The following is a 23850-nucleotide window of genomic DNA, read 5'->3' on the forward strand; positions in this document are numbered from 1 at the left end:
GCCATACCGACTCCCCGTAAAGCAGGATTCGCCGACGCATCCACATATGATGAGTAGGGCGGCAGGACCGTCCGGCTTCGGCTCTGCCGGAGCAAACATTACTCCCAACACGGCATCCGGCGTTAGGTTTTGGTCTCTCAAGTGCAAGTAGTCAGCATCAGCAGCCTTAAGGGTGGAGTCGGCAAGACTTCCGTCACCACAGGATTGGCGTCTGCGGCGCTGGCCGCGGGCGTCCGCACACTGGTGGTGGACCTCGACCCCCATGCGGACGCAACCACCGCCCTCGGCGTCCAGCCGGGCGACCAGCTGGACATCGGCAGGATGCTGAAAAGCCCCCGCCGCGCCAAGCTGGCCGACAACGTGGTAGGCAGCAGCTGGACAGCGCGGGCCCACACCAACGGTTCCGGACCCGCCGTCCTGGACGTCGCCGTCGGCTCCGCCTACACGGGAATCTACGACCGCCCCGACCTCGGCCGCCGTGACCTGCGGCGCCTCTCCACCGTCCTGGCGGGTGCCGACAATTACGACCTTGTCCTGATCGACTGCCCGCCGTCGCTCAACGGGCTGACCCGGATGGCGTGGTCCGCCAGCGACAAAGTGGCGCTCGTGGCCGAGCCGGGGCTCTTCTCCGTGGCCGGAACGGAACGCACCATGCGCGCCATTCAGCTGTTCCGCCAGGAGTTCGCCCCCAACCTCTCCCCTGCCGGCATCGTGGCCAACCGGGTCCGGACGGGTTCCTCCGAGCACACGTACCGGCTCGCCGAGATGGAGTCCATGTTTGGCGAACTCCTCCTGAGCCCCCGTATCCCGGAGCAGGCGAACTGGCAGCAGATCCAGGGCGCTGCGCATCCGGTGCACCATTGGCCGGGCGACTCGGCCAAGTCTGCGGCTGCACTCTTTGACGAGCTGCTGGCCAACATGATGGCTGTGGGCAGCGGGCTGCGCAGCCGCACGCGGTAGGAATTCCAGACTTAACGGCAGAAGCCGCCCTCCGGAGGGAGAGCGGCTTCTGCCGTATATACGGTCAGCTGATCTTGCGTGCTGCCCGCCGCTTGCTCAATTCGTCGTCCGGAAAGGACTGCTCCGCGGCGTGTTCGCTGGGCAGTGAGGCGAGGCTGCCTTCAACTTCGCGCCACACCCGGCCCACGGCGATGCCGAAGACTCCTTGTCCGCCCTGGACGAGGTCGATGACCTCATCGGCCGAGGTGCACTCGTAGACACTTGCGCCGTCGCTCATCAGCGTGATCTGCGCGAGGTCCTCCACACCGCGTTCGCGCAGGTGCTCAACGGCCGTGCGGATCTGCTGAAGGGAAACGCCAGTGTCCAGGAGGCGCTTGACCACCTTGAGGACAAGGATGTCGCGGAAGCCGTACAGCCGCTGCGATCCGGAACCGGCGGCGCCGCGCACAGCGGGTTCCACGAGTCCGGTACGTGCCCAGTAGTCCAACTGCCGGTAGGTGATGCCTGCCGCCTTGCAGGCAGTGGGTCCGCGGTAGCCGGCGTCCTCATCCAGTACCGGGAGGTCCTCGGTAAACAGGAGGCCCTGGGCACCACTCGCGGGCACAGCAACACCAGCCGTGGGCTGTTTAAGCCCGCCTGCTTCGCCTTTGGGACTCACCTGGATCCTCCTTGTCGTACGCTCCCGGGGAACACCTGCAGCAGCCTTGGCATGAAGACCATGCATGTAATTTTCGCGGGGCGCACTTTCCAGTGTGACTTGCGCGGCTGCCGTAAGCAATGGGAACTTGATACTTCGACGTTAGGCCCGGCAGGTCCCAAGGTCAAAGACCCCGGGGCCTTTGGCAGGGCGTGTCGAAACTTTCATCCTCAACTTTAACCTTAACGTGACCTCAGCCGTCGAAGTCCTCGGGCTCCACGTCGTCCAGGAACTCCCGGAAGCGGCGCAGCTCGCGCTCTTCGTCCACCGTGGGGCCGGGTTCGGTGTCCTCACCCTCGTCGTGCTCGGTGATCCGCACCCCGGCCTCTTCCATCACTGAATCGGCGCACCAGATCCGGCACTTCGCGCGGAGGGCTATCGCCAGCGCATCGGATGCCCTGGAGCTCACCGTGGTGCCGTTTTCAAACTGCAGCTGCCCATAAAAGATGTTGTCTTCGACAGCCACGATGTTGACGCTGACCACGGAGTGGCCCAGGGATTCCACCACATCCACCAGGAGGTCATGGGTCATGGGGCGGGGCGGGACAACGCCCTGCTGCGCCAGCGCAATGGCGCTGGCTTCCGGAGTGCCGATCCAAATGGGGACATGGCGTTCCCCGTGCATCTCCCGCAGCAGGACCAGCGGCTGGTTGGAAGGCAGTTCGATCCGAACGCCTACAATCTCGACTTCAATCATCAGATGTCCATGCGTGAGATGTGGTCCTGCACCAGAGCCCGGTGCAGGGTGAGGCAGAGGTCGCTGATTTCACGGGCGGCCTCGGCGGCCCGTGCTTGGGAGGCAGAGTCCTTGCGGGAAGCAAGCGGCGCCACCGCGCGTTCCACCAGGCCGAATTCCCGTTCCGCCGCGGCCTGGAAAGGCCGCAGGTGGCGGGGTTCCAGCCCATGGCCCTCAAGCTGTACACAGGCGCGCGCCACCTGGAGGGCATGTTCGTCGAACTGGCCGTTGCTGTGGCTGATCAGTCCGAAGTCCAGGAGCGCCTGCAGCAGGGGCACACTGGCGCCGGACTCCGTGCGCAGCTGCTCCTCCGTGAGCCTGCGCCCGCGGTTCTGCAGCTCGGCCGCCAGTTCGTCGGAGACGATGCGCGGGGACACCACGACGCCGGGCGGAAGGTTCTCCGGCCGCTCTCCCCTGTCGATGGCGTCAAGGTAGTCCTTGATGACTTTCAGGGGGAGGTACTGGTCCCGCTGCAGGGCCAGCACGAAGCGCAGCCGTTCCACGTCGCCGTCGGAATACTGCCGGTAACCCGCAGGCGTACGCCGCGGGTTAATCAGCCCCTTTTCTTCGAGGAAGCGGATCTTGGACGCAGTCATGCCCGGGAAGTCGCCGCTGAGCTGCGCGAGGACTTCGCCGATGTTGAGGACCTGCGGTCCCCGGCGTTCCGGTTGTGCCATTGCCACAGGCAGCGGTCCCCGGTTCAGCCGCGGCCTGCAGCACTGGCAGGGCTCAGGTAGAAGGTGAGGCGGAACTTGCCGATCTGGACTTCGCTGCCGTTCTTGAGTTCAACGCTGTCAACGCGGTCATGGTTGACGTAGGTGCCGTTCAGGCTGTTCTTGTCCACGACTTCAAAACTCCGGGCAGTCCGGCGGAACTCCACATGCCGGCGGGATACCGTGACGTCATCGAGGAAGATATCGGCGTCCGGGTGGCGGCCGGCCGTGGTGACGTCGGAGTCGAGCAGGAAGCGGGCGCCGGCGTTCGGCCCGCTGTGCGCAACGAGAAGGGCAGATCCGGCCGGCAGTGCCTCAACGGAGCTGCGCTCATCGGAGGAAAGCTTGGGGGCGATGGTGGGTTCATCGGTGACCGGAGTGAGATGGATGGAGGTGGTCTCCGACGCCTTAGCCGCACCCGAGCCGTATTCCCCATCGGCAGGGTTCTGTCTGTGGCCAGCCATGGATTCCTCCTCTTCCCGCTGCAGCCCCTGGGCCTGCAGCCAACGTTTACCCTCCGGCCCGCTCAGCAGGTCCGGCGCCGGCTCCCCATCCGGCCGCTGACGTGCGAAGACGTCCTGCCTGCGACGCGGGGCCGGACCGGATGTACCGGTTAGCTTTAGCCTACCTGTTGTTCGTACTCGGATGCACTGAGCAACGAGTCAACGGCGTCAGCTTCGGCGAGTTTGACCTCAATCAACCAGCCGTCGCCGTACGGATCAGTGTTGATCAGGGCCGAATCAGTGTCCAGGGACTCGTTACGGGCCACTACTTCGCCGGAAACCGGGGCGTAGATATCGCTGACGCTCTTGGTGGACTCCACTTCACCCACCACTTCGTTTGCCGTAATCTTGGTGCCGATTTCCGGCATCTGGGCGTAAACAACATCTCCAAGCGCGTCCTGGGCGAAGTCGGTAATGCCCACGCGGACCACGCCGTCGGCATTGGGGGCAGTTACCCACTCATGTTCAGCGGTGTAGGACAGGTCTTCGGGAATGTTGCTCATCGGGGGCCTTTCATCGGGTCAAACACCTGGGTCATTGGGGCCCGGAACAGGCCGCCGCTGAAAGTATAGGCACATCTGCCGGGGCGTTCAGCGGGGATTCTGACAAGATGGGTCGCATGAGCGCGCGCATTGATGCCGGATGCCCGGGGCCAGGCAGGTAAGCCATGCCGGAACTTCCCGAAGTGGCCGGTCTGGCCGGGTTTTTGAACGAACAGCTGCAGGGCTCTGTCCTTGCCAAACTGCAGATTGCATCCTTCGCCGTGCTCAAGACCGCTGATCCGCCCTTCACGGCGCTGGAGGGCCGCACGGTGACCGGCGTGCAGCGGTTCGGAAAGTTCATCAGCATCGACACCGGTGGCATCTCCTTTGTGTTCCATCTGGCCAAGGCAGGGTGGATCCGCTTCACGGACTCCCCCACAGCCGGACAGTTGAAGATGGGCAACGGCCACATCGCGGCCCGGCTCGTTTTCGCGGGGGCGGAAGGTGACCGGGGTTTTGACCTTACGGAAGCCGGGACGAAAAAGAGCCTGGCCATTTATGTGGTGCGGGATCCGCAGGAAGTTCCGGGCATCGCCGCGCTGGGGCCGGACCCCTTCGCTGAAGCGTTCGACGTCGGCATGCTGGCGGAGATCCTCGGCGGCAGCTCGCAGCAGATCAAGGGGCTCCTGCGGAGCCAGAGCGTGATCGCCGGAATCGGCAACGCGTACAGCGACGAGATCCTGCATGCGGCCCGGATTTCGCCCTTCGCCCCGGCCAAGTCCCTGGACCGGGAGACGGTGCAGGTCCTGTACGACGCCATTCATGACATTCTCGGCACTGCGCTGGCCGAAGCCAGCGGCAAGCCGCCCAAGGACCTCAAGGACGTGAAGCGAAGCCACATGCGCGTCCATGCCAGGACAGGCCAGCCCTGCCCGGTATGCGGGGACACGGTCCGGGAGGTCTCCTTTGCGGACACGGCGCTGCAGTACTGCCCCACGTGCCAGACCAAGGGGAAGATTTTGGCGGACCGGCGGACCTCGAAGTTCCTGAAATAGAAACAGCGCACCCCCCCTTTTTTGCCGGAGCCTCCCCTATTACAGTCACAGGTCTTCACACCCGGGGTACGCCTCACTATCGTGGAAAACACGACGCCCCAGCACATCAAACGGGCGGACGGAACTGATTACGTGAGGGTCCAGAAACCGGCGCTCATTCCTCACACAGAGTGCCTATCTGGGCCTTTTCCATGTGTTCAGTCATCACCACAGCGCACCTCTGGATGTAAGCCGGGGGAATTTCTAGGTTTACGTCCTGACTGCGCTGGCATCCTCAAGCACGGTGCTTCACGCGCACTTTACGGGCTTGAGCCTCCGCCGCAGACAGGCGGGTCAACACTGTAACGGACAACGTCCTACGACGGACGTTTCCCCTGCATGCCCTCCTGTTCCTGCGGGTCATCGATCATTCGATCACAGTAGGAAAGTGCAATGAACAAAGTATCCCGCCTTCTCGGCTCCGCCACCCTGGCCACAGGCCTGATTTTCGGAGGATCAGCCGGTGTCGCTTATGCCGGCGACAATAACGGAGACCGCCATGGGTCGTCTCACAGCAGGGACCACAACAACGACCGCGACCGTGACCGTGACCGAAAGTGTCACAACCACGATGCCCGCCATCATCACAATCATTACTCACATCATCGTGATGGCCGGTATGACAGGGACTGCGACCACCGTCACCAGCGCGTGTACTACAAGGATCATCGCGGAGACTGGAAGTACGTTGTGATCGTAGTATTCGTCAACCGCTGATTGCCAAGCGTTGGGGGTGTATCGCGCGACTCGCCCAACAACGGCTGAAATGCCAAAAGCCGCTTTCCGGTATTCCCGGAAAGCGGCTTTTTTGGTCGGGCTGACAGGATTTGAACCTGCGACCCCTTGACCCCCAGTCAAGTGCGCTACCAAGCTGCGCTACAGCCCGTTAGTTCCGCCGTTCTCCGCTGTGCTTCATCCAAGGATTCCTCCGAGGATTTCCACCAGCAGTCCGGCCGAACCACCTAGAAGAGCTTACACGATCCAAGAGGGTGCCTGTGACACTTTCCGGGATTCCGGGCCCTGGTGTGTCGCAATTAACGCTTCTTGCCGCGCTTTTCCCGCACACGCATGCTGACTTCGATGGGTGTGCCCTCGAAGCCGAAGGTTTCCCGCAGCCGGCGGGTGATGAACCGGCGGTAGCCGGGGTCCAGGAAACCGGTGGTGAACAGCACGAACTTGGGCGGACGGCTCGAGGCCTGCGTGCCGAAGAGGATGCGGGGCTGCTTTCCGCCGCGGACCGGGTGCGGATGCGCGGCCACCAATTCGCCCAGGAAGGCGTTCAGGCGGCCGGTGGCGATGCGCTTGTCCCAGTTCTCCAGGGCCAGGTCCAGCGCCGGCACCAGGCGGTCCTTATGCCAGCCCGTCTTTGCCGAGATGTTGACGCGCGGCGCCCACTCCACGTGCGCCAGGTCCTGCTCGATTTCGCGCTCGAGGTAGCGGCGGCGTTCGTCGTCGAGCAGGTCCCACTTGTTGAACGCCAGGACCATGGCACGGCCGGACTCGATGGCCAGCTGGAGGATCCGGACGTCCTGCTCGCTGAGGACCTCATCAACGGCGAGAAGCACGACGGCGACCTCCGCCTTTTCGAGCGCGGCCTGCGTCCGCAGCGAGGCGTAGTAGTCAGCGCCCTGCGCCATGTGCTGGCGGCGGCGGATGCCGGCGGTGTCCACGAAGCGCCAGGTGCGGCCACCCAGTTCGATGAATTCGTCCACGGGGTCGCGGGTGGTTCCGGCAGTGTTGTCCACCACCACGCGCTCAGTCCCGGCCAGCTTGTTCAGCAGCGAGGACTTGCCCACGTTCGGGCGTCCGATCAGTGCGATGCGGCGCGGACCGCCGGAGCGTTCCAGCCCCTCAATGGTCGAGAATTCGGGCAGCACGTCCATGACGTGGTCCAGCAGGTCCGCCACCCCGCGGCCATGGAGCGCCGAGACCGGGTACGGCTCGCCGAAGCCCAGGCCCCACAAAGCGGCGGAGTCCGCCTCCTGGGCGAAGTCGTCCACCTTGTTGGCCACCATGATGACCGGCTTCTTGCTGCGGCGCAGCATCTTCATCACGCCTTCATCGGTAGCCGTGGCACCGACGGCCGAGTCGACGACGAAGAGGACGGCGTCAGCGAGTTCAACGGCCATCTCGGCCTGCTCGGCAACCCGGGCGTGGATACCGCGGGCATCGTGCTCCCAGCCGCCGGTATCCACCAGGGCGAAGTTGCGGCCGTTCCAGCTCGCCGAGTACATGACGCGGTCGCGGGTCACGCCGGGGGTGTCCTCCACCACGGCTTCGCGGCGGCCCAGGATGCGGTTGACCAGGGTGGACTTGCCCACGTTGGGGCGCCCGATGATGGCCAGCACAGGATCGAGCTTGACGGGGCCGTCGAAGTCCTCGTCGCCGTATTCCCCGCTGAGCAGCGCGGCGTCGTCCTCGTCGAGGTCGTAGTCCTCCAGGCCTGCCCGGAGGGAGGCCGCGCGGAGCTCAGCCTCGTCGTCGTCAATGGCCGCCAGCCGTTCGGCAACCTGGTCGGTGCCCGTGGGCGTGTATTCGTCTTCGCCGGCGCCGGAATGGCCGGGGGTTTGAGTCGTATCGCTCATTGCACTGTCCTTAGTGGTCATCTGCCGGCGTCCCGGCTACTGCTGTTAAGTCTTTGGAGGTTTCAGCGAAGGGCAGGGGCTGCCCGCTGAGTTGGATGGCATCCCGGACGTGCCCGGCCAGCGCTGCGCGGATCTCCTGCGCCGCCCTGTCCATTGAAGCACGGCCGCTTTCCCCGGCCCGGCGGCCTAAAGTAAGGGCGGTTCCGAAGCTGACATGGAACCGCCTGCCGGGCCGCGGCACAAAGTCAAGGTGCTCGTCCCCGGCCCGGGTCCCCAGGATGGCCACGGGTACTACCGGCGCTCCGGAATTCAGGGCGAGCCAGGCGACCCCGCCGTTGATATCGGAGGCTTCACCGCTCCCCCGGGTTCCTTCAGGGAGGATTCCGACGCAACGGCCGGCGGCGAGGAGGTCCTTGCTGCGCTGCAGCGCAGCCCGGTCACCCTGCCGGTTCACGGGCAGCTGCCCGGAAGCGGTTAGCACCCTGCCCAGGAATCCCTTGAACATCTCCTGCTTGACCAGGATGTGCATGGGCCGCGGCGAAGCGCCGAACATCACGGGCCCGTCCAGGAAACTGATGTGGTTGCCGGCGAAGATCACCGGTCCCCCGGTGGGGACGTTGGCCTTTCCGGTCACCGATGTCCGGTAGACGAGATGGTCCAGGGCCCAGCCCACAGGCCGGCTCCAGGCCATGGTCCAGCCGGAGGGCACGCCGGGCCTGCCGTCAGTCACGGTTGAGGACCTTGGTGACAATGACGAGGGCAGCGTCCACGGTCTGCTCGAAGTCAAGGTCCGAGGAGTCCAGCGTTACTACGCCATCGGCAGCCTGCGTGAAGTTCACCACCGTGGAGTCCTTGGCGTCGCGGTGCGTCACCTGGGCAGCCAGTTGCTCCGCATTCTGCGTGCCGCCAAGCTGGATGCCGCGCCGGCGCAGCCGGGCTTCTTCGCTGGCCGTCAGCAGCATGCGCACTTCCGCTCCGGGCGCGACGACGGTGGTAATGTCCCTGCCTTCCACCACCATGCGGCGGTGGTGCTTTTCGATCAGCGCCCGTTGCCGGCGGATGAGCTCAGTCCGGGCGCCCAGGGTGGTGGCGACGGCGCTGACCGCCGAGGAGATGGCAGGCTCGCGGATGGCATCGGTGACGTCGACACCGTCCACGCGGACAAATTCCTCCCGCGGGCTGGTGCTGAGGTCCAGCACCAGGTCCCGGGAAGCCTGCTCAACAGCGGCGGCGTCGTCCAGGTCGATGCCATTGGTGACGCAATACCAGGTAAGGGCCCGGTACATTGCCCCGGTGTCCAGGTAGGCGATCCGGAGCCGCCGGGCCACTTCCTTGCTGACGCTGGATTTGCCGGAACCCGAAGGTCCGTCGATGGCAACAACCAGCGGCCTGCCGACGCGCAGGGCGGGCATGGTGTCGAGGAGTTCTTGTGTCATTACTGAAGTACCCGCCATCCGCGGTCGTTTAATGCTTCGATCAGGTGGTCGTGCTTGTTCGGCAACACTGACAATTCCACCATGCCCACGTTCTGTCCGGATGAATGGTCGAGCCGCAGGTCTTCAACGTTCACCCCGACTTCACCAATTTCGGTCAGCAGCCGTGCAATCTGGCCGGGCCTGTCGTCCACCAGCACGGTGAGCCAGGAATACGCCTGCGGCGGACCGCCGTGCTTGCCCGGAATACGGGCCTGGCCCGCGTTGCCCTCGCTGATGAGCTGGGCAAGGTCCAGCCTGGCGCCCGGAGCGGTGGGCTGTTCCAGGGTTCCGATGAGGCGGTTCAGGTCCTCGCGCACGCCGTAGAGGATCTCCACCACCTTGGAGGCGTTCCCGCCGAGGATCTGCACCCATAAGGTGGGGTCGCTGGCCGCGATCCGTGTGACATCCCGCAGCCCGTTGCCCGCGAGGGACAACGCATGCAAGGGTGTTCCCTGCAGCCTGCTGGCCAGCAGCGAGGACATCACCTGGGGCAGGTGGGAGACCAGCGCGACGGCTTCGTCGTGTTCGTCGGCCGTGAACTGGGACACCACTGCGCCCAGGTCGTTGCCCAGCGACCGGGCCGTCTGAAGGGCGGCAGCCGAGGTTTCCTCAGACGGGCAGACCACCCATGGCATGGAGGTGAACAGCTCACCGCGGGCGGCAACCGGGCCGGACTTTTCCCGCCCTGCCATCGGATGCGTTCCAACGTAGCGCGAGAGGTCCACGCCACTGCCGCGGAGCCGGGCCAGGATATCTGCCTTGACGCTGGCAATATCCACCACCACCGAGTCCGGATAGTCAGCCAGTGCCTCCCGGACGACGTCGGCTGTGACGTCCGGCGGCGCGGCGACGACCACCAGCTGCGGCCGGCTGCTGCCCAGTTCCGGCAGCGGCCGTCCTGCGCCGATGTCAACAGCTACCGCCTGGTTTGTGGGCGAAGGGTCGGAGAGGAACACCGGCACACCGCGCCCCCGCAGGCCCAGCCCGATGCTGGTCCCGAGGAGCCCGGTACCGATGACCACCACCGGACCATCCAGGTGGCCACGGCCCTGGCTTTTGAAGGCGGACATGCCTTAGAGCCCTACGGATGCCAGCAGGTGGCCGACTTCCTGCTTGCCGAGGTTGCGGATGCTGCCCTGGCGCTGGTCACCCAGGCCAATCGGCCCCACCTTGACGCGGACCAGGCGCAGGACCGGGAAGCCGACGGCGTCGAACAGGCGGCGGACGATGCGGTTCTTGCCGGAGTGCAGCACTACCTCGATCAGGACGTGGCCCGGAGTGGAGTCGACAAGCCGGAAGGAGTCAACGGACGCAAAACCGTCCTCCAGCTCCACACCCTCCTTGAGCTGCGCCCCGATTCCCTGCGGGAACGGCCCACGGACCTGGACCAGGTAGGTCTTGGGGACTTCGTAGGAAGGGTGCGTCAGGCGGTTGGCCAGTTCGCCGTCGTTCGTCAGCAGCAAAAGCCCTTCGGTGGCGACGTCCAGGCGGCCCACGTGGAAGAGCCGTTCGCCCTTGTTCTTGTTGTTCTTCAGGAAGTCGCTGATGCAGGGACGCCCCTCGGGATCCTCCATGGTGGAAACAACGCCCTTCGGCTTGTTGAACACCATGTAGACGAGGTTCTCGTCCAGCTGGATCCGCAGCCCGTCAACGTGGATGACAGCCGTCTTGGGGTCCACGCGGACACCGAGCTCAGTGACAACCTGTCCGTCCACTTCCACGCGGCCTTCGGCAATCATCTCTTCGCAGACGCGGCGGGACGCAACTCCGGCCGAGGCCATCACCTTTTGCAGGCGCACGCCGTCGGCGTCATGGAGTTCCGACTGGGGCACGTCGCCACGGGGTCCCTTCTTCCGGGACGGCCTGCGGACGGGGCCAAGGTTCTGGCCGAAGCGTTCGCTGCCGAAGGCACGGGAAGCGGCCGCTCCGGGAGCGCCGGTGCGGGGCTTCGGCTTGAGGGCGCCCGGAGTACCCGGGGCTTTCTTGGCTCCCGGCTTTCGGGCTGCCGGCTTCCGGGATGAGGGCTTGGCCGCCCTGGCATCCGCACCGCGGCCCTGCTGGGGCCCATCCGAAGCCAAATCCGGATCGATAAAGCGCTCCTCGCGCGGCTTGGGTGCGCGTTGCGGCCCGCCGCTGCCGAACCCGCCGGCCCGCTTGGGGGCACCGCTGCGGAACCCGCCCGCTGAATTGCCACCCTGGGAGGTGTTGCGTTGGGAATTGTTGCGTCCCGAACTGTTACGTGGTGAACCCTGGCGTCCCGCCTGTGTCATGACCCGTCCTTCAATGTTTTGGCTGTCAAAGGTTGTCACAGACAACCCTAGCCAGCCGTGCAGAATTACTCTGCCCTGATAAATATTTGTGTGCACGCCGGAAGTTCCGGCCTACATCCTGTCGGCGTCGTAGAACTCTGCGATGCCTTCCAGCCCCGGCAGATGCGGGGACAGGTGAGGCAAGTCCGCCACTGAGCTGATTCCCATCCGTTCCAGGAAGTATGACGTGGTCCGGTAAAGGATGGCGCCTGACTCGGGATCGGTTCCCGCGTCCTCAATCAGCCCGCGTTGGGCAAGTGTCCGTACGACAGAGTCAACGTTGACCCCGCGAATCGCAGACACCCGTGCCCGGGAAACCGGCTGCCGGTACGCAATGACCGCGAGCGTTTCCAATGCTGCCTGGGTGAGCCTGGCCGTCTGCCCCTCGAGCACATACTTGCCCACAATGTCGGCAAAGTCTGCACGGGAGTAGATGCGCCAGCCACCGGCGATGTTCCGCAATTCAAAACCCCGGGGGGTGGAGCCGAAACCAGCAACGCTGGCCGTTTCCACATCCGGGGCTTTAACAGTATAGCCGCTATACTCACGCTCCAGTTCTGCGAGCAGTGACCTGACCGTATCAACGGTCAGGTCAAGCCCCGCAGCCAGCTCCTCCTCCGTGGCCGGCTGGTCCAGGACCATCAGCACCGCCTCAAGGGCGGCCTTCGCCCCGCCCGGCAGGCTGTGGACATCCGTTGTGCCGTCCGGCAATTGCCCGTTCACAGGTGCTCCTCGTATTCCTCACTCAGGTTGTCCGCCGACCAGTCCCCGGTTCCCGCAGTCCAATGCACGGCCAGGTCCGCCAGCGGCGAAAGCTGGTCGAAGGAGACCGCCTTGTCCCGGAACAGTTCCAGGAGCGCCAGGAACCGGGCCACCACCACCAGGGTGGAATCGGCGTCGGAAATCAGCGCCCGGAAAGTCAGCGGGGATTCCTGCTGCAGGCGCAGTCCCATAATTTCCGCCTGTTCCTTGACGCTCACGTTGCTGCCGTGCAGGTGGGCCAGCCCCACCTGGGTGGGCTGTGGAGCCTTCGGCCGCAGCGCCGCCTCTGCCAGGGCGGCGAACTGTTCCGGGGTGTGCTTCCAGACGAGTTCGGGCAGCATCGCGGCGAAGTGTTCCTCCAGCGCCACCTGGCGGGGAAAGCGGCGGCCTTCCTGGTGGAGGGTTTCGCCCAGGAGGCCGGCCACGTGCTTGAAGGCTTTGTACTGGAGAAGCCGCGCGAACAGGAGGTCCCGGGCCTCGAGCAGTGCGATATCCTCGTCGTCCTCCACTTCGCCGGCCGGAAGCAGGCGGGCGGCCTTGAGGTCCAACAGCGTCGCGGCGATGACCAGGAACTCGCTGGCCTCGTCCAGTGCCCATTCCTCACCGAGCTTCTGCAGCTTGCGGATGTACTTGATGAACTCGTCCGTGACGGTGGCGATCGCCACCTCAGTGATGTCCAGCTGGTGCTTGGCGATCAGTCCCAGCAGGAGGTCGAACGGACCGGTGAAGTTGGCCAGCCGCACCTCGAAGCCGGGCTTGGTTTCGGCCACGGCGTGGCTAGGGTGCGCCGCCGCGCGAGATCAGCTCTTTGGCCAGCCGGCGGTATGCGTCGGCGCCCACGTGGTTTCCGGCGTAGCTGGTGATGGGCTCAGCGGCCACGGTTGCGTCAGCAAACTTGATGGACCGTTTGATGACGGTTTCGAAGACCTTGTCCCCGAAAGCCTCCACCAGGCGGGTGATGACTTCGCGGCTGTGGAGCGTCCGCGCGTCATACATGGTGGCGAGGACGCCGTCCACCTGCAGCCGCGGGTTGAGCCGGTCCTGCACCTTGTCGATGGTTTCCACGAGCAACGCCACCGCGCGCAGGGCGAAGAATTCACAAATCAGCGGAATGATCACGCCGTGCGCCGCGGTGAGGGCGTTGACGGTCAGGAGGCCCAGGGACGGCTGGCAGTCGATGAGGACAACGTCGTAGTCGTCTTCAACCTTCTTCAGCGCCCGGTCCAGCACCTGTTCGCGGGCTACTTCATTGACCAGCTGCACTTCCGCGGCGGAGAGGTCGATGTTGGCCGGCAGGAGGTCCACGTTCTCCACGCCGGTCTGGTGGATGGCATCGCGGATGTCCACCTTGCGGTCCATCAGCACGTTGTAGACGGTGAGGTCGAGCTCGTGGGGGTTGACGCCCAGGCCGGCCGAGAGGGCACCCTGGGGATCGAAGTCCACCAGCAGAACGCGGCGGCCGTATTCGGCCAGTGCCGCGGCAAGGTTGATGGTGGAGGTGGTTTTTCCGACGCCGCCCTTTTGGTTCACCATGGCGATGACGCGGGCCGGACCGTGGGAGGACAGCGGCGCGGGTTCCGGGAACTCGCGGTATGGGCGCCCCGTGGGACCCATCACCGCGTTTTCCAGGTCGAATTCCGTGCCCTCCAGAGTTGCTGAACCCTGTTCGCTGCTCACGTATCTATCCACACTTTCGATGACGGTGATTTCCTGCCGCTGGATGGCCAGCGCCGTTCGTTCTTGATCCCAAGGTTACAGCGACCGACACGGTATTCAACGGAACTTGACTTTTCGCGGATGTTGAGCCTTGACCTTCTAGTTGAGGTCGAAGGTTTCCCGTCCAGGTACAGAAAACCGCCCCCGCGGCGTTGTCTGCGGGGGCGGTTTCCAGAAGGCGGGCCAAGAGGTCAGGCGTTGACCGGAACGGTGCGGGCTTCGGCTTGCTCGGGAGCGGCTTCACCGTGGTGGTGGGCCAGCATGGTTGCTTCGTCGAAGGGCTCCTGGCCGGAGAGGACGCTGTTGACCTGGTCGCCGTCGATCTCCTTGACCCAGGTGCCGATCAGGATGGTGGCGACGGCGTTGCCGGTGAAGTTGGTCAGGGCACGTGCTTCGGACATGAACCGATCGATGCCGACAATCATGCCCACGCCGCCCAGCAGTTCGGGCTTGTGGGCCTGCAGGCCTGCCGCAAGGGTGGCCAGGCCGGCGCCGGTGACGCCTGCAGCGCCCTTGGAAGCGATGATCATGAAGATCAGCAGGGAGATCTGTGCCCCGAGGTCCAGCGGTGTGCCCATGGCGTTGGCCACGAAGAGGGACGCCATGGTCAGGTAGATGGCGGTGCCGTCAAGGTTGAAGGAGTAGCCGGTGGGTACGGTCACGCCGACGACGGGCTTGGAGACGCCGAGGTGTTCCATCTTGGCGATCAGGCGGGGCAGGGCGGCTTCGGAGGATGAGGTGGAGAAAATGAGGAGGTATTCCCGGCCAAGGTACTTCATGAGCTTGAAGATGTTGACGCCGGTGACCACCTTGAGCAGGCCGCCGAGGATGATCACGATGAACAGTGCGCAGGTGATGTAGAAGGCGGCCATCAGCGTGAACATGCTGACGATGGCCTGGAAGCCGGTAGCTCCCACGACGGCGGCGATGGCACCGAAGGCACCCACCGGGGCAAGCCACATGATCATGATCAGGATGCGGAAGACGAGGACCTGGCCATGGCCGATGGCCTTGAGGATGGGGGCGCCCTGCGGGCCCATCTTCTGGAGGGCAAACCCTACGAGGATGGCAGCAAACAACGTGGGGAGGACCGGAATGTCGCCCGGGATGATTCCGAGCAGGAAGGCGACGGTGCTGTCTACTTCCGCCTTCTTGTTGGGATCGTAAGGGGCAAGCTTCAGGCCTTCACCGGGGTGGATCAGGTTGCCGACAACCAGGCCAATGCCGAGCGCGAACGTGGACATGAGGACGAAGTAACCCAGGGCCAGGCCGCCCACCTTGCCCACGGTTGCCGCCTTGGCGATGGAGCCGATGCCCAGGACGATGGTGCAGAAAATGACCGGGGCGATCATCATCTTGATGAGCTTGATGAACCCGTCGCCGAGCGGCTTGAGGGACTTGCCAACCTCAGGGAACATCAGTCCCACCAGGGCGCCCAGGATGACGGCGGCGATGACGGCGATGTACAGGTAATGCGATTTGTCGATGCCCTTGCGCCGCGTCTTCACGGTGTCGAGCGACTCTCCTCGTTGAGAAGCCATGATGTTGTCTCCTTATGGATAATCTGGTAGACGCTGCGGGCACATTCTCTGGGCTCAACACGTCCTGCGGTGTGATATCCATCATTGGGCACGCCGTGACCCAGCTCACCGTTGCGTTCATATTGGTCGTGGCGCAGATAACCGTCGTGGAAGATGCGCGGGAAGGTACAGATGATCCACCGCTGGAGTATCGCCCGACGGCTCTTCGTGGCGAACCTGCTGATCGTGGTGGTGTTTATCGCGATCGTCGGATCCGCCACCTATGTCGACGCCCGTGACCGCACCTACGACGAGGCCGGTTTGCGGATGGCAGGAATTGCGGACGCAATTGCTGCCAGCCCCTTCGTGCTGCAGGCGGCGGATTCCGACGATCCTTCGTCCCTCCTGCAGCCCTATGCCATGGACGTCATGGCACGTGCCGACGTCGACTTCATCACCATCATGGCTCCGGACCGGACGCGGTGGACCCATCCCCGGAGTGAGGAGCTCGGCCGCCCCTATATCGGTTCCATTGACGCCGCACTGCGCGGCGATGAATTCACCGAGGTCACCGCGGGCACCCTCGGCCCGTCCGTGCGGACCATCGTTCCGGTCAAGGACGCCGGCGGTGCAGTCAGGGCGCTGGTGGCGGTGGGCGTCACGGTGGGGACGGTGGACGTCGCCTTCGCCGCACGCCTGCCTGCCCTGCTGGCCATCGGGCTTGCCCTGCTGGTGGGCGGGTCCCTGGCGTCCTGGCTGCTGGGCAGGTACCTTCGCCGGGTCACCCGGGGCTGGGGGCCGGAGCAGCTGTCGCAGCTCTTCGCCTACTACGAGTCCGTGCTGCATTCAGTCCGCGAAGGGCTGATCCTTATCGACACCAAAGGCAAAGTGGTGATGTACAACGACCAGGCCGCCGAGCTGCTGGGCCTGGATGAGACGGGCAGCAAGGACCCCACCCGTCCGCCGTCGCTCGCAGAACTGCCCCTCGACGAGGAGCTCCGCTACCTGTTTGAATCCGGCCGCAGCGCAAAGGACGAAATTGTCCTCTCCGGATCCCGGGTCCTGGTGGTGAACCAGGGGCCGGCGAAGGGGCCGGAAACAGCAGGCAGCCGGGGCAGGACCCCGGTGTACGGCACAGTGGCCACCCTTCGGGACCGGACCGAAATCGAGGCCCTGGGCAACGAGCTGGAAACGATGCGGACCCTTTCCGACGCCCTGCGGGCGCAGACCCACGAACACGCAAACCGGCTCCACACCATGGTTTCGCTTTTGGAGCTGGGCCGCACCCGGGAGGCCCTGGATTTTGCCACCAAGGACCTGGAGCTCAGCCAGCAGCTGACGGACAACATGGTCAGCTCGGTGGACGAGCCGGTGTTGGGTGCGTTGGTCATGGGGAAGGTGGCGGAAGCCCATGAGCGGGGAGTCCAGCTGGATGTCGCCACCCTGGGATCGGGCACGGTGGAGGGCATCGCCGTGCAGGACCTGGTGACCATCCTCGGAAACCTGCTGGACAACGCCATCGACGCCGCCGCGGAGGGAACGCCTCCCCGGCGGGTGGAGCTGACGGTGGAATCCGACGAGGAAGGCCTCGACATCGCCGTCCACGATTCCGGCGCACCGATTGATCCAGGCTCGGTGGAGAACATCCTCCGGCACGGATACAGTACAAAGCCCGCCGGGCCGGGCGGGCGGGGCATCGGGCTTGCCCTGGTCCGCCAGGCTGTACAGCGGCTGGGAGGTACATTGACCATCAACGGACGGCGCGGCGCCAAGTTCGACGTGTTCCTGCCCGCAGCATTGCCCCCAGAGGCACCATTGTCCCCGGAGAAGGAGCATGGAGCGTGAGTGACATAAGGGTCCTCGTCGTTGAGGACGAGGCCATCGCGTCCGCCGCGCACGCAGCCTACGTGGGGCGTGTTCCGGGTTTCGAGCTCGCCGGGACCGCCCCGGACGGCCAGTCCGCGCTTCGGCTGCTGAACGAGTTTTCGGCAGCAGGCAAACCCGTGGAGCTGGTCCTGCTGGACATGAACCTGCCCGATCTCCACGGGCTGGACATTGCCCGGCGGATGCGCTCGGCCGGCATTCTTGCCGACATCATCGCCATCACCGCCGTCAGGGAGCTGGCCATTGTGCGCAGCGCCGTGGCTATCGGAGTGGTGCAGTACCTCATCAAGCCGTTTACGTTCGCCACCTTTGCGGACAAGCTGGAAAGCTACCGGCAGTTCCGCCAGCAACTTGCAGGCCCGGGCACAGCGTCGGGAAAGTCCGCCACATCCCAGAGCGAAGTGGACCAGGCGTTCGCCAGCCTGCGGGCCCCCTCCGAACTTCCCCTGCCCAAGGGGCTCTCGGCCTCCACGCTGGGCTCGGTCCAGGACTTCGTGAGGCAGCAGCACGACGCCGTGTCCGCCACCGAGGTGATGGATGCGCTGGGGATGTCCCGGGTGACCGCACGCCGGTACCTGGAGTATCTTGCCGACGCTGGCACCGTGTCGCGGACTGCGCGGTACGGCACGCCGGGCAGGCCGGAAAATGAGTACCGCTGGAGCGGACGGTAGCCGACGAGCTGTATACACCAGCCGCCGGCCTTGGGCCCTTTTCGCTTCAAGGGCTTCCTTTTCCCCATTGCTTGTATACACTGAGGGGGAAAGCCGAGGGAATGGAGCTGCAGTGCGGGCAAGCGAACGCGCCTACAGGGCACTGCGCGACGACATCGTGGAGTGGCGGCTTCCGCCCGGCACGCTGCTGGCCGAAGTGGAACAGTCAGGGCGCCTTGGGGTTTCACGCACGCCGCTCCGGGAAGCGCTGGGCCGCCTCACGGCAGAAGGCCTGACGACGGCGGGCGGGCGCGGCGTGATGGTCACCGCCATCTCCCTGGCTGACATCGATGAACTCTTCGAACTCCGGGAGACACTGGAAGGAAGGGCTGCGGCGCTTGCCGCAGAGCGCGGCGAACCTGCCACATTCCGGCGGCTGCAGGCCGCCCTGTTGGCTGCCCCGGCGCTCGTCACCGGCGACACGCCCGCCGTCGAGGACTACTACGGCCTGGTCAGTGACCTGGATGCGGCCATAGACTCGGCAATTTCCAACTCCTACCTGGTGCAGGCCATGCGGAGTTTGAGGGTGCATCTGGTCCGCATTCGGCGCATGGCAGCTGACAACGCAGCCCGGCTGACGGCAGCGGCAGCCGAACACGCGGCCATCGCCGAGGCCATCGCGGACCGCAACCCCCGGCTCGCGCAGGCCGCCACCACGCTGCATCTGCATCGCAGCCTTTCCCACATCAAAGCCACCTCCACTTCCCTGCACAACACGTCCACATCCCCCTAAAGGAGCACCATGGTTCAGGAACACCACGTCCGCGTGTACAAGAGCGAGGAAAACCTTCCCCGCGAGGACCAGCTGGCCCACAAGATCGCCGTGGTCGCCGCCGACCCCGTGGAGGTCACCGCCGAGGTGACCGACATGGTGATCAACCGGATCATCGATAACGCCTCGGTGGCCATCGCATCGCTGAATCGTCCGCCGATCGTGGCCGCACGGGCCCAGGCGCTGTCCCACGCACCCAGCACGGGCGGCAAGGGCGCGAAGGTCTTTGGCATCGGGGAACGGGTCTCCCCCGAATGGGCCGCGTGGGCGAACGGCGTTGCCGTTCGGGAACTGGACTACCACGACACCTTCCTCGCCGCCGACTACTCGCACCCGGGCGACAACATTCCCCCGATCCTGGCCGTCGCGCAGCACGTGGGTTCCAGCGGCCTCGACCTGCTGCGTGGGATCGCCACCGGGTATGAAATCCAGGTGAACCTGGTCAAGGCGATCTGCCTGCACAAGCACAAGATCGATCACGTCGCACACCTTGGCCCGTCCGCCGCGGCGGGGATTGGCACATTGCTGGGGCTCGACGTCGAGACGATCTTCCAGTCCGTGGGCCAGGCGCTGCACACCACCACGGCAACGCGGCAGTCGCGCAAGGGCGAGATCTCCACCTGGAAGGCGCACGCCCCTGCGTTCGCCGGGAAGATGGCCGTCGAAGCCGCGGACCGTGCGATGCGCGGCCAGACCTCGCCCGTGCCGATCTATGAAGGCGAAGACGGCGTGATCGCCTGGCTGCTCGACGGCCCCGACGCCTCCTACCAGGTCCCGCTCCCCACTCCCGGGGAAGCCAAGCGGGCCATCCTGGACACCTACACCAAGGAACACTCCGCCGAGTACCAGGCCCAGGCCTGGATCGACCTGGCACGGAAGCTTCACCGAGAGCACCCGGAGGCCACCGACCCGGGCAACGTGAAGTCGGTGCTGATTAAGACCAGCCACCACACCCACTACGTCATCGGCTCCGGCGCCAACGATCCCCAGAAGTACTCGCCCACAGCATCCCGTGAGACGCTGGACCACTCCATCCCCTACATCTTCACCGTCGCTTTGCAGGACGGGGCCTGGCACCACGTCGATTCCTACTCCCCCGAACGTGCCGCCCGCCCGGACACCGTGGACCTCTGGCAAAAGGTGTCCACCGAGGAAGATGCGGAATGGACGCGCCGCTACCACTCCCTGGACATCAATGAAAAAGCCTTCGGCGGCTCGGTTGAGATCACCCTCACCGACGGCACCGTGATCACCGACGAAATCGCCGTGGCTGACGCGCACCCGCTCGGCGCCCGGCCGTTCGGACGGGAGCAGTACGTCAACAAGTTCCGCACCCTCGCCGCAGGGCTCGTGGAGGAAGCCGAAATTGATCGGTTCCTCGCCGCCGTCGAACGCCTCCCGGAACTCGCCGCCGGGGAACTGGACCAGCTGAACATCACCGCCGCGCCCGGCGTCATCGACCTGAACGCCGCACCCAAGGGACTGTTCTAAATGCTGTACTCAACCACCACCCCGGAGCAGAAGCGCATTCGGTTCCGCGAACTCCTGGCGTCAGGGACCATCGCGCAGTTCCCGGGCGCGTTCAACCCGCTCTCCGCGAGGCTGATCCAGGAGAAAGGCTTCGCGGGGGTCTACATCTCCGGCGCCGTCCTGGCCAACGACCTGGGCCTCCCGGACATCGGCCTGACCACCCTGACCGAAGTTGCCACCAGGGCTGGGCAGATCGCCCGGATGACCGACCTGCCCGCGATCGTGGACGCCGACACCGGCTTCGGCGAACCCATGAACGTGGCCCGCACCGTCCAGGAAATCGAAAACGCGGGCCTGGCGGGCCTGCACATCGAGGACCAGTTCAACCCCAAACGCTGCGGCCACCTGGACGGCAAAAACGTCGTGGACCTGGACACCGCCACCAAACGCATCCGCGCCGCCGCCGACGCCCGCCGCGACCCGAACTTCCTCATCATGGCCCGGACCGACATCCGGGCGGTGGACGGGCTCCAGGCAGCCCAGGATCGCGCCAAAGCCCTGGTGGACGCCGGCGCGGACGCCATCTTCCCCGAAGCCATGAAGGACCTCACCGAGTTCCAGGCCATCCGCGACGCCGTGGACGTGCCCATCCTGGCCAACATGACCGAATTCGGCAAAAGCGACCTCTTCACCACAGAGCAGCTCCAGGGCGTGGGCGTCAACATGGTCATCTACCCCGTCACCCTCCTCCGTAGTGCCATGGGCGCCGCCGAGCGTACGCTGGACTCGATCAGGTCAGAGGGAACGCAGGAAGCACAGGTTGGCAGCATGCTGACGCGTGCACGGCTGTACGAGCTGGTGGACTACGAGGGCTACAACCGGTTCGACACAGGGGTCTTCAATTTCCAGGTCCCCGGAACGCACTAACGACCCGCCGGCTCCGGCCGGCTTCAACAGGCGACAGGAACAAAGGAGTTTCAGCATGGCTGAACAGGACATCAAAAAGGGTCTCGCCGGCGTCGTGGTGGACTACACCTCCGTCTCCAAGGTCAACCCGGACACGAACTCACTGCTGTACCGCGGCTACCCGGTCCAGGAGCTGGCCGCCCGCTGCAGCTTCGAAGAGGTGGCCTACCTGCTCTGGAACGGGGAACTGCCCACCCCGGACCAGCTGGCGGAATTCACGGCCAGGGAACGCGCGGGCCGTGCCCTGGACCCCGTGGTGAAACAGGTCATCGACGCGCTTCCAACCACCGCCCACCCCATGGACGTGTGCCGGACCGCGGCGTCCGTGCTGGGCGCCCGGCACCCGCTGGCCGAAGACTCCTCCCGGGAGGCGAACATGGCCAAGGCGATCGACCTTTTCTCGGCGATGCCCGCCGTCGTCTCCTACGACCAGCGTCGCCGCCACGGCCAGGACGCCGTCGAACCACGCGACGACCTGGGCTACTCCGCCAACTTCCTCTGGATGGCCTTCGGCGAAGAGCAGGTTCCGGAGGTTGTGGAGGCCTTCAACGTGTCGATGATCCTCTACGCCGAACACTCCTTCAACGCCTCCACCTTCACCGCCCGGGTTGTCACCTCCACCCTCTCGGACCTCCACTCGGCCGTAACCGCAGCCATCGGCGCCCTGAAAGGCCCCCTGCACGGCGGAGCCAATGAAGCCGTCATGCACACCTTCGACGAAATCGGCATCCGCCCTCAGGAATCGCTGGAGGAGGCAGCCGCCCGCGCCAGGGCGTGGATGGAAGATGCACTGGCGCAGAAGAAGAAGGTCATGGGCTTTGGCCACCGCGTCTACAAGCACGGCGACTCCCGCGTGCCCACCATGAAGGCGGCGCTCGACAAGATGATCGCGCACTTCGGCCGGCCCGAACTCCTGGGCCTGTACAACGGCCTGGAGCAGGCGATGGACGAGGCCAAAGCCATCAAACCCAACCTCGACTACCCTGCCGGACCCACCTACCACCTCATGGGCTTCGACACGGCAACCTTCACGCCGCTGTTCGTTGCCAGCCGCATCACGGGCTGGACGGCACACATCATGGAGCAGCTGGACTCCAACTCGCTGATCCGGCCGCTGAGCGAATACGTCGGCCCGGAGGAACGGCACCTGCCGTAGGGCCTTTCGGGAGTACGACGGCGGGACGGCCACGGAGGTGATGGTCCCGCCGTCGGGCGTTTACTGCCTAAGGCAGGATGCTCACCGAGGAAGCGACCGTTTCGTTGTCGTCGTTCAGGGTGACCACCACGTTGACCTTGCCGCCTTCCAGGACCACCGGCAGCCAGTGGTCGGCGTCCTGCCACATGCGTTCAACGGGCAGGGTGTCGGTCCGGAACCACTCCGGCAGGACTTCGTCGCTGTCCGTCGGTTCACCCTGCCACGTCCTGGCAGTGAAGAGACTGGTGCTCATATTCCATTCCGGCTTCGCGGGGAAAACAAAGTTCACCGCCCCGGCATCCGTAAGGTCCTCAACCCGCACGCAAACACCGGTTTCCTCCATGACTTCACGGACGGCCGCTTCGCCGTCGCTCTCCCCCGGTTCCACATGCCCGCCGATCCCCACGATCTTTCCCGTGCCGAAGCCTGTCCGTTTGAGGCCCAGGAGCACCTCCGGGCCGGACTCCCCGTCGCGGAGCAGGAAACAGAGAGTCACCCTTGCTGCAGTCATGCGCCCAAGCCTATGGGGTGGGAGAGTTGTCCGCGAAGAAGCCGCAGGGGCGTTGACTATGCCAAGCTCTACGTGTGACTCCAGAAACCGGACCCGGGATACGGCCGGCCCGCATTTCGACCCTTGATGCCCGCCTGCCGGAGTGGCTGGTGCGCAACCCTTTGTACTGGGGCTGGGCCTGGGCCGGTTTTTGGACACTGCTGATTGTCATCGACGAATTCGTGGACCTGGCAGGCTGGACCTGGTACCTGCTGGTGGCCGCGGCTGCCCTGCCCACGCTTGTCAGCACCCTGGCCGTTTTGCATGTGACTCCCCGCCGTCACGTGCGGCCTGCGCGGGAGTCGGTTTTAGGCCTGTTCTTCGTCCGTTTCCTGGCGCTCGTTGCGGCCTTCATTGTGTGGGCCATATCGGTGGTGCTGAGTGCCTCCATCTCCACCACCATCCAAGCCCTGGCTGGCGATTCCGAGCGTGAGGTGACCGCTTTGGGTTTCACCTTGATGGCAGCCCTGTTCCCGATTGTGGTGGCTGTCCTGTGGCTGGCGTTCGTTGCCCGGTGCGCCTGGTTCCTGCGGAGGCTTCGCGGCTGGCGGCAGGTCCCTGCGTTCTCGCGGGTGCCGAAATCATTCCTGCGTGGCCGCGCCCGGCTGCACCGGGTGGTGATCGGCCTGGCGCATCCGGGACTGATGCTGCTCGCGGGGATGGGCACGTCGGTGCTGGCATTCCTCCTGGGCCCGGTGGAACTGACCATCGAGGCGCTGCCCTAGCTGTCCCGGTGCACTGCATCCAGGCA

General features: G+C 65.1%; 25 protein-coding genes and 1 tRNA gene. 10 read left to right on the top strand and 16 right to left on the bottom strand.

Translation table 11 applies throughout. The features are described from left to right. Window positions 1-141 precede the first annotated feature (141 nt). Entirely contained in the window at window positions 142-960 is an 819-nt protein-coding gene (locus tag AC5RWA_RS15910; protein WP_275727256.1) for a ParA family protein, read from the top strand. 64 nt (window positions 961-1024) lie between these two features. Here the strand turns inward: AC5RWA_RS15910 and AC5RWA_RS15915 are convergent, their stop codons facing one another. The 5 genes from AC5RWA_RS15915 to gcvH form a co-directional block, all read right to left on the bottom strand. Next, a complete protein-coding gene (locus AC5RWA_RS15915; RefSeq protein ID WP_009358601.1) occupies window positions 1025-1618 on the bottom strand; it encodes a MerR family transcriptional regulator in 594 nt (197 codons plus the stop codon). Window positions 1619-1850: 232 nt separating this feature from the next. Then, complete coding sequence (locus AC5RWA_RS15920) at window positions 1851-2354, bottom strand: bifunctional nuclease family protein (protein WP_079597193.1); 504 nt, start codon at window positions 2352-2354, stop codon at window positions 1851-1853. Then, window positions 2354-3070, bottom strand: coding sequence for a transcriptional regulator FtsR (gene ftsR / locus AC5RWA_RS15925; RefSeq protein ID WP_079597194.1), 717 nt, complete (start codon window positions 3068-3070; stop codon window positions 2354-2356). Before ftsR ends, AC5RWA_RS15920 begins: the two co-directional genes overlap by 1 nt. 23 nt (window positions 3071-3093) lie before the next feature. Continuing rightward, complete coding sequence (locus AC5RWA_RS15930; protein WP_079597195.1) at window positions 3094-3570, bottom strand: FHA domain-containing protein; 477 nt, start codon at window positions 3568-3570, stop codon at window positions 3094-3096. A gap of 155 nt (window positions 3571-3725) precedes the next feature. Beyond that, window positions 3726-4112 (bottom strand): glycine cleavage system protein GcvH, encoded by a 387-nt coding sequence (gcvH, locus tag AC5RWA_RS15935; protein ID WP_079597196.1) that lies wholly within the window; start codon window positions 4110-4112, stop codon window positions 3726-3728. Between the two features lie 164 nt (window positions 4113-4276). Between gcvH and AC5RWA_RS15940 the strand changes: the two genes are divergently transcribed. After that, window positions 4277-5146: an Fpg/Nei family DNA glycosylase gene (locus AC5RWA_RS15940; RefSeq protein ID WP_494058265.1), complete on the top strand. Its 870-nt coding sequence runs from the start codon at window positions 4277-4279 to the stop codon at window positions 5144-5146. Window positions 5147-5578: 432 nt separating this feature from the next. After that, window positions 5579-5902 (top strand): hypothetical protein, encoded by a 324-nt coding sequence (locus AC5RWA_RS15945; protein WP_494058266.1) that lies wholly within the window; start codon window positions 5579-5581, stop codon window positions 5900-5902. Window positions 5903-5994: 92 nt separating this feature from the next. Here AC5RWA_RS15945 and AC5RWA_RS15950 read toward each other — a convergent pair. From AC5RWA_RS15950 to AC5RWA_RS15995, 10 genes are all read right to left on the bottom strand, one after another. Continuing rightward, window positions 5995-6071 (bottom strand) — tRNA-Pro (locus AC5RWA_RS15950). A gap of 148 nt (window positions 6072-6219) precedes the next feature. Next, the gene (gene der, locus AC5RWA_RS15955) at window positions 6220-7770 is read right to left on the bottom strand and encodes a ribosome biogenesis GTPase Der (RefSeq protein ID WP_494058267.1); all 1551 of its coding nucleotides are present in this window, start codon (window positions 7768-7770) and stop codon (window positions 6220-6222) included. Window positions 7771-7780: 10 nt separating this feature from the next. Continuing rightward, window positions 7781-8461, bottom strand: a complete 681-nt coding sequence (locus AC5RWA_RS15960; protein ID WP_494058280.1) for a lysophospholipid acyltransferase family protein — start codon at window positions 8459-8461, stop codon at window positions 7781-7783. Window positions 8462-8492: 31 nt separating this feature from the next. After that, window positions 8493-9206 (bottom strand): (d)CMP kinase, encoded by a 714-nt coding sequence (gene cmk / locus AC5RWA_RS15965; protein WP_275730345.1) that lies wholly within the window; start codon window positions 9204-9206, stop codon window positions 8493-8495. After that, window positions 9206-10315, bottom strand: a complete 1110-nt coding sequence (locus tag AC5RWA_RS15970; RefSeq protein ID WP_079597202.1) for a prephenate dehydrogenase — start codon at window positions 10313-10315, stop codon at window positions 9206-9208. The genes cmk and AC5RWA_RS15970 overlap by 1 nt, the downstream gene beginning before the upstream one ends. 3 nt (window positions 10316-10318) lie before the next feature. Beyond that, on the bottom strand, window positions 10319-11515 hold the full coding sequence (locus AC5RWA_RS15975) for a pseudouridine synthase (RefSeq protein ID WP_079597203.1): 1197 nt from the start codon (window positions 11513-11515) through the stop codon (window positions 10319-10321). Between the two features lie 111 nt (window positions 11516-11626). Further along, the gene (gene scpB / locus AC5RWA_RS15980; protein ID WP_494058268.1) at window positions 11627-12277 is read right to left on the bottom strand and encodes an SMC-Scp complex subunit ScpB; all 651 of its coding nucleotides are present in this window, start codon (window positions 12275-12277) and stop codon (window positions 11627-11629) included. Further along, on the bottom strand, window positions 12274-13086 hold the full coding sequence (locus tag AC5RWA_RS15985) for a segregation and condensation protein A (protein ID WP_275724650.1): 813 nt from the start codon (window positions 13084-13086) through the stop codon (window positions 12274-12276). The genes scpB and AC5RWA_RS15985 overlap by 4 nt, the downstream gene beginning before the upstream one ends. A gap of 7 nt (window positions 13087-13093) precedes the next feature. Beyond that, window positions 13094-13993: a ParA family protein gene (locus AC5RWA_RS15990; RefSeq protein ID WP_079597205.1), complete on the bottom strand. Its 900-nt coding sequence runs from the start codon at window positions 13991-13993 to the stop codon at window positions 13094-13096. 230 nt (window positions 13994-14223) lie between these two features. Beyond that, window positions 14224-15573 (bottom strand): cation:dicarboxylate symporter family transporter, encoded by a 1350-nt coding sequence (locus tag AC5RWA_RS15995; RefSeq protein ID WP_079597206.1) that lies wholly within the window; start codon window positions 15571-15573, stop codon window positions 14224-14226. Window positions 15574-15744: 171 nt separating this feature from the next. On the opposite strand from AC5RWA_RS15995, the gene AC5RWA_RS16000 reads away from it, so the two are divergent. The 6 genes from AC5RWA_RS16000 (at window position 15745) to AC5RWA_RS16025 (ending at window position 22510) form a co-directional block, all read left to right on the top strand. Beyond that, complete coding sequence (locus AC5RWA_RS16000) at window positions 15745-17397, top strand: sensor histidine kinase (protein WP_494058281.1); 1653 nt, start codon at window positions 15745-15747, stop codon at window positions 17395-17397. Further along, window positions 17394-18107, top strand: coding sequence for a response regulator (locus tag AC5RWA_RS16005; RefSeq protein WP_079597208.1), 714 nt, complete (start codon window positions 17394-17396; stop codon window positions 18105-18107). Before AC5RWA_RS16000 ends, AC5RWA_RS16005 begins: the two co-directional genes overlap by 4 nt. Window positions 18108-18219: 112 nt before the next feature. Next, entirely contained in the window at window positions 18220-18879 is a 660-nt protein-coding gene (locus AC5RWA_RS16010; protein WP_079597209.1) for a GntR family transcriptional regulator, read from the top strand. 9 nt (window positions 18880-18888) lie between these two features. Then, on the top strand, window positions 18889-20409 hold the full coding sequence (locus AC5RWA_RS16015) for an MmgE/PrpD family protein (RefSeq protein WP_494058269.1): 1521 nt from the start codon (window positions 18889-18891) through the stop codon (window positions 20407-20409). After that, on the top strand, window positions 20410-21315 hold the full coding sequence (gene prpB / locus AC5RWA_RS16020) for a methylisocitrate lyase (RefSeq protein WP_494058270.1): 906 nt from the start codon (window positions 20410-20412) through the stop codon (window positions 21313-21315). It begins immediately after the preceding gene. A gap of 55 nt (window positions 21316-21370) precedes the next feature. Further along, on the top strand, window positions 21371-22510 hold the full coding sequence (locus AC5RWA_RS16025) for a bifunctional 2-methylcitrate synthase/citrate synthase (protein WP_494058271.1): 1140 nt from the start codon (window positions 21371-21373) through the stop codon (window positions 22508-22510). 67 nt (window positions 22511-22577) lie between these two features. Here AC5RWA_RS16025 and AC5RWA_RS16030 read toward each other — a convergent pair whose 3' ends face one another. Next, a complete protein-coding gene (locus AC5RWA_RS16030) occupies window positions 22578-23060 on the bottom strand; it encodes an 8-oxo-dGTP diphosphatase (RefSeq protein ID WP_115524686.1) in 483 nt (160 codons plus the stop codon). 74 nt (window positions 23061-23134) lie between these two features. Between AC5RWA_RS16030 and AC5RWA_RS16035 the strand changes: the two genes are divergently transcribed. Continuing rightward, window positions 23135-23824 carry a hypothetical protein gene (locus tag AC5RWA_RS16035; RefSeq protein WP_494058272.1) on the top strand — a complete coding sequence of 230 codons (690 nt, stop codon included), beginning with the start codon at window positions 23135-23137 and terminating at the stop codon, window positions 23822-23824. The last annotated feature ends 26 nt before the right edge of the window (window positions 23825-23850 follow it).

It is taken from the genome of Arthrobacter sp. 210 2 (assembly GCF_059093025.1).

Bases quoted from the DNA above. Each gene is read 5' to 3' on its own strand.
- AC5RWA_RS15920 (WP_079597193.1), bottom strand. From the start codon at position 2,354: ATGATTGAAGTCGAGATTGTAGGCGTTCGGATCGAACTGCCTTCCAAC.
- ftsR (WP_079597194.1), bottom strand. From the start codon at position 3,070: ATGGCACAACCGGAACGCCGGGGACCGCAGGTCCTCAACATCGGCGAA.
- AC5RWA_RS15930 (WP_079597195.1), bottom strand. From the start codon at position 3,570: ATGGCTGGCCACAGACAGAACCCTGCCGATGGGGAATACGGCTCGGGT.
- gcvH (WP_079597196.1), bottom strand. From the start codon at position 4,112: ATGAGCAACATTCCCGAAGACCTGTCCTACACCGCTGAACATGAGTGG.
- AC5RWA_RS15940 (WP_494058265.1), top strand. From the start codon at position 4,277: ATGCCGGAACTTCCCGAAGTGGCCGGTCTGGCCGGGTTTTTGAACGAA.
- AC5RWA_RS15945 (WP_494058266.1), top strand. From the start codon at position 5,579: ATGAACAAAGTATCCCGCCTTCTCGGCTCCGCCACCCTGGCCACAGGC.
- der (WP_494058267.1), bottom strand. From the start codon at position 7,770: ATGAGCGATACGACTCAAACCCCCGGCCATTCCGGCGCCGGCGAAGAC.
- AC5RWA_RS15960 (WP_494058280.1), bottom strand. From the start codon at position 8,461: ATGGCCTGGAGCCGGCCTGTGGGCTGGGCCCTGGACCATCTCGTCTAC.
- cmk (WP_275730345.1), bottom strand. From the start codon at position 9,206: ATGACACAAGAACTCCTCGACACCATGCCCGCCCTGCGCGTCGGCAGG.
- AC5RWA_RS15970 (WP_079597202.1), bottom strand. From the start codon at position 10,315: ATGTCCGCCTTCAAAAGCCAGGGCCGTGGCCACCTGGATGGTCCGGTG.
- AC5RWA_RS15975 (WP_079597203.1), bottom strand. From the start codon at position 11,515: ATGACACAGGCGGGACGCCAGGGTTCACCACGTAACAGTTCGGGACGC.
- AC5RWA_RS15995 (WP_079597206.1), bottom strand. From the start codon at position 15,573: ATGGCTTCTCAACGAGGAGAGTCGCTCGACACCGTGAAGACGCGGCGC.
- AC5RWA_RS16000 (WP_494058281.1), top strand. From the start codon at position 15,745: ATGATCCACCGCTGGAGTATCGCCCGACGGCTCTTCGTGGCGAACCTG.
- AC5RWA_RS16015 (WP_494058269.1), top strand. From the start codon at position 18,889: ATGGTTCAGGAACACCACGTCCGCGTGTACAAGAGCGAGGAAAACCTT.
- prpB (WP_494058270.1), top strand. From the start codon at position 20,410: ATGCTGTACTCAACCACCACCCCGGAGCAGAAGCGCATTCGGTTCCGC.
- AC5RWA_RS16025 (WP_494058271.1), top strand. From the start codon at position 21,371: ATGGCTGAACAGGACATCAAAAAGGGTCTCGCCGGCGTCGTGGTGGAC.
- AC5RWA_RS16030 (WP_115524686.1), bottom strand. From the start codon at position 23,060: ATGACTGCAGCAAGGGTGACTCTCTGTTTCCTGCTCCGCGACGGGGAG.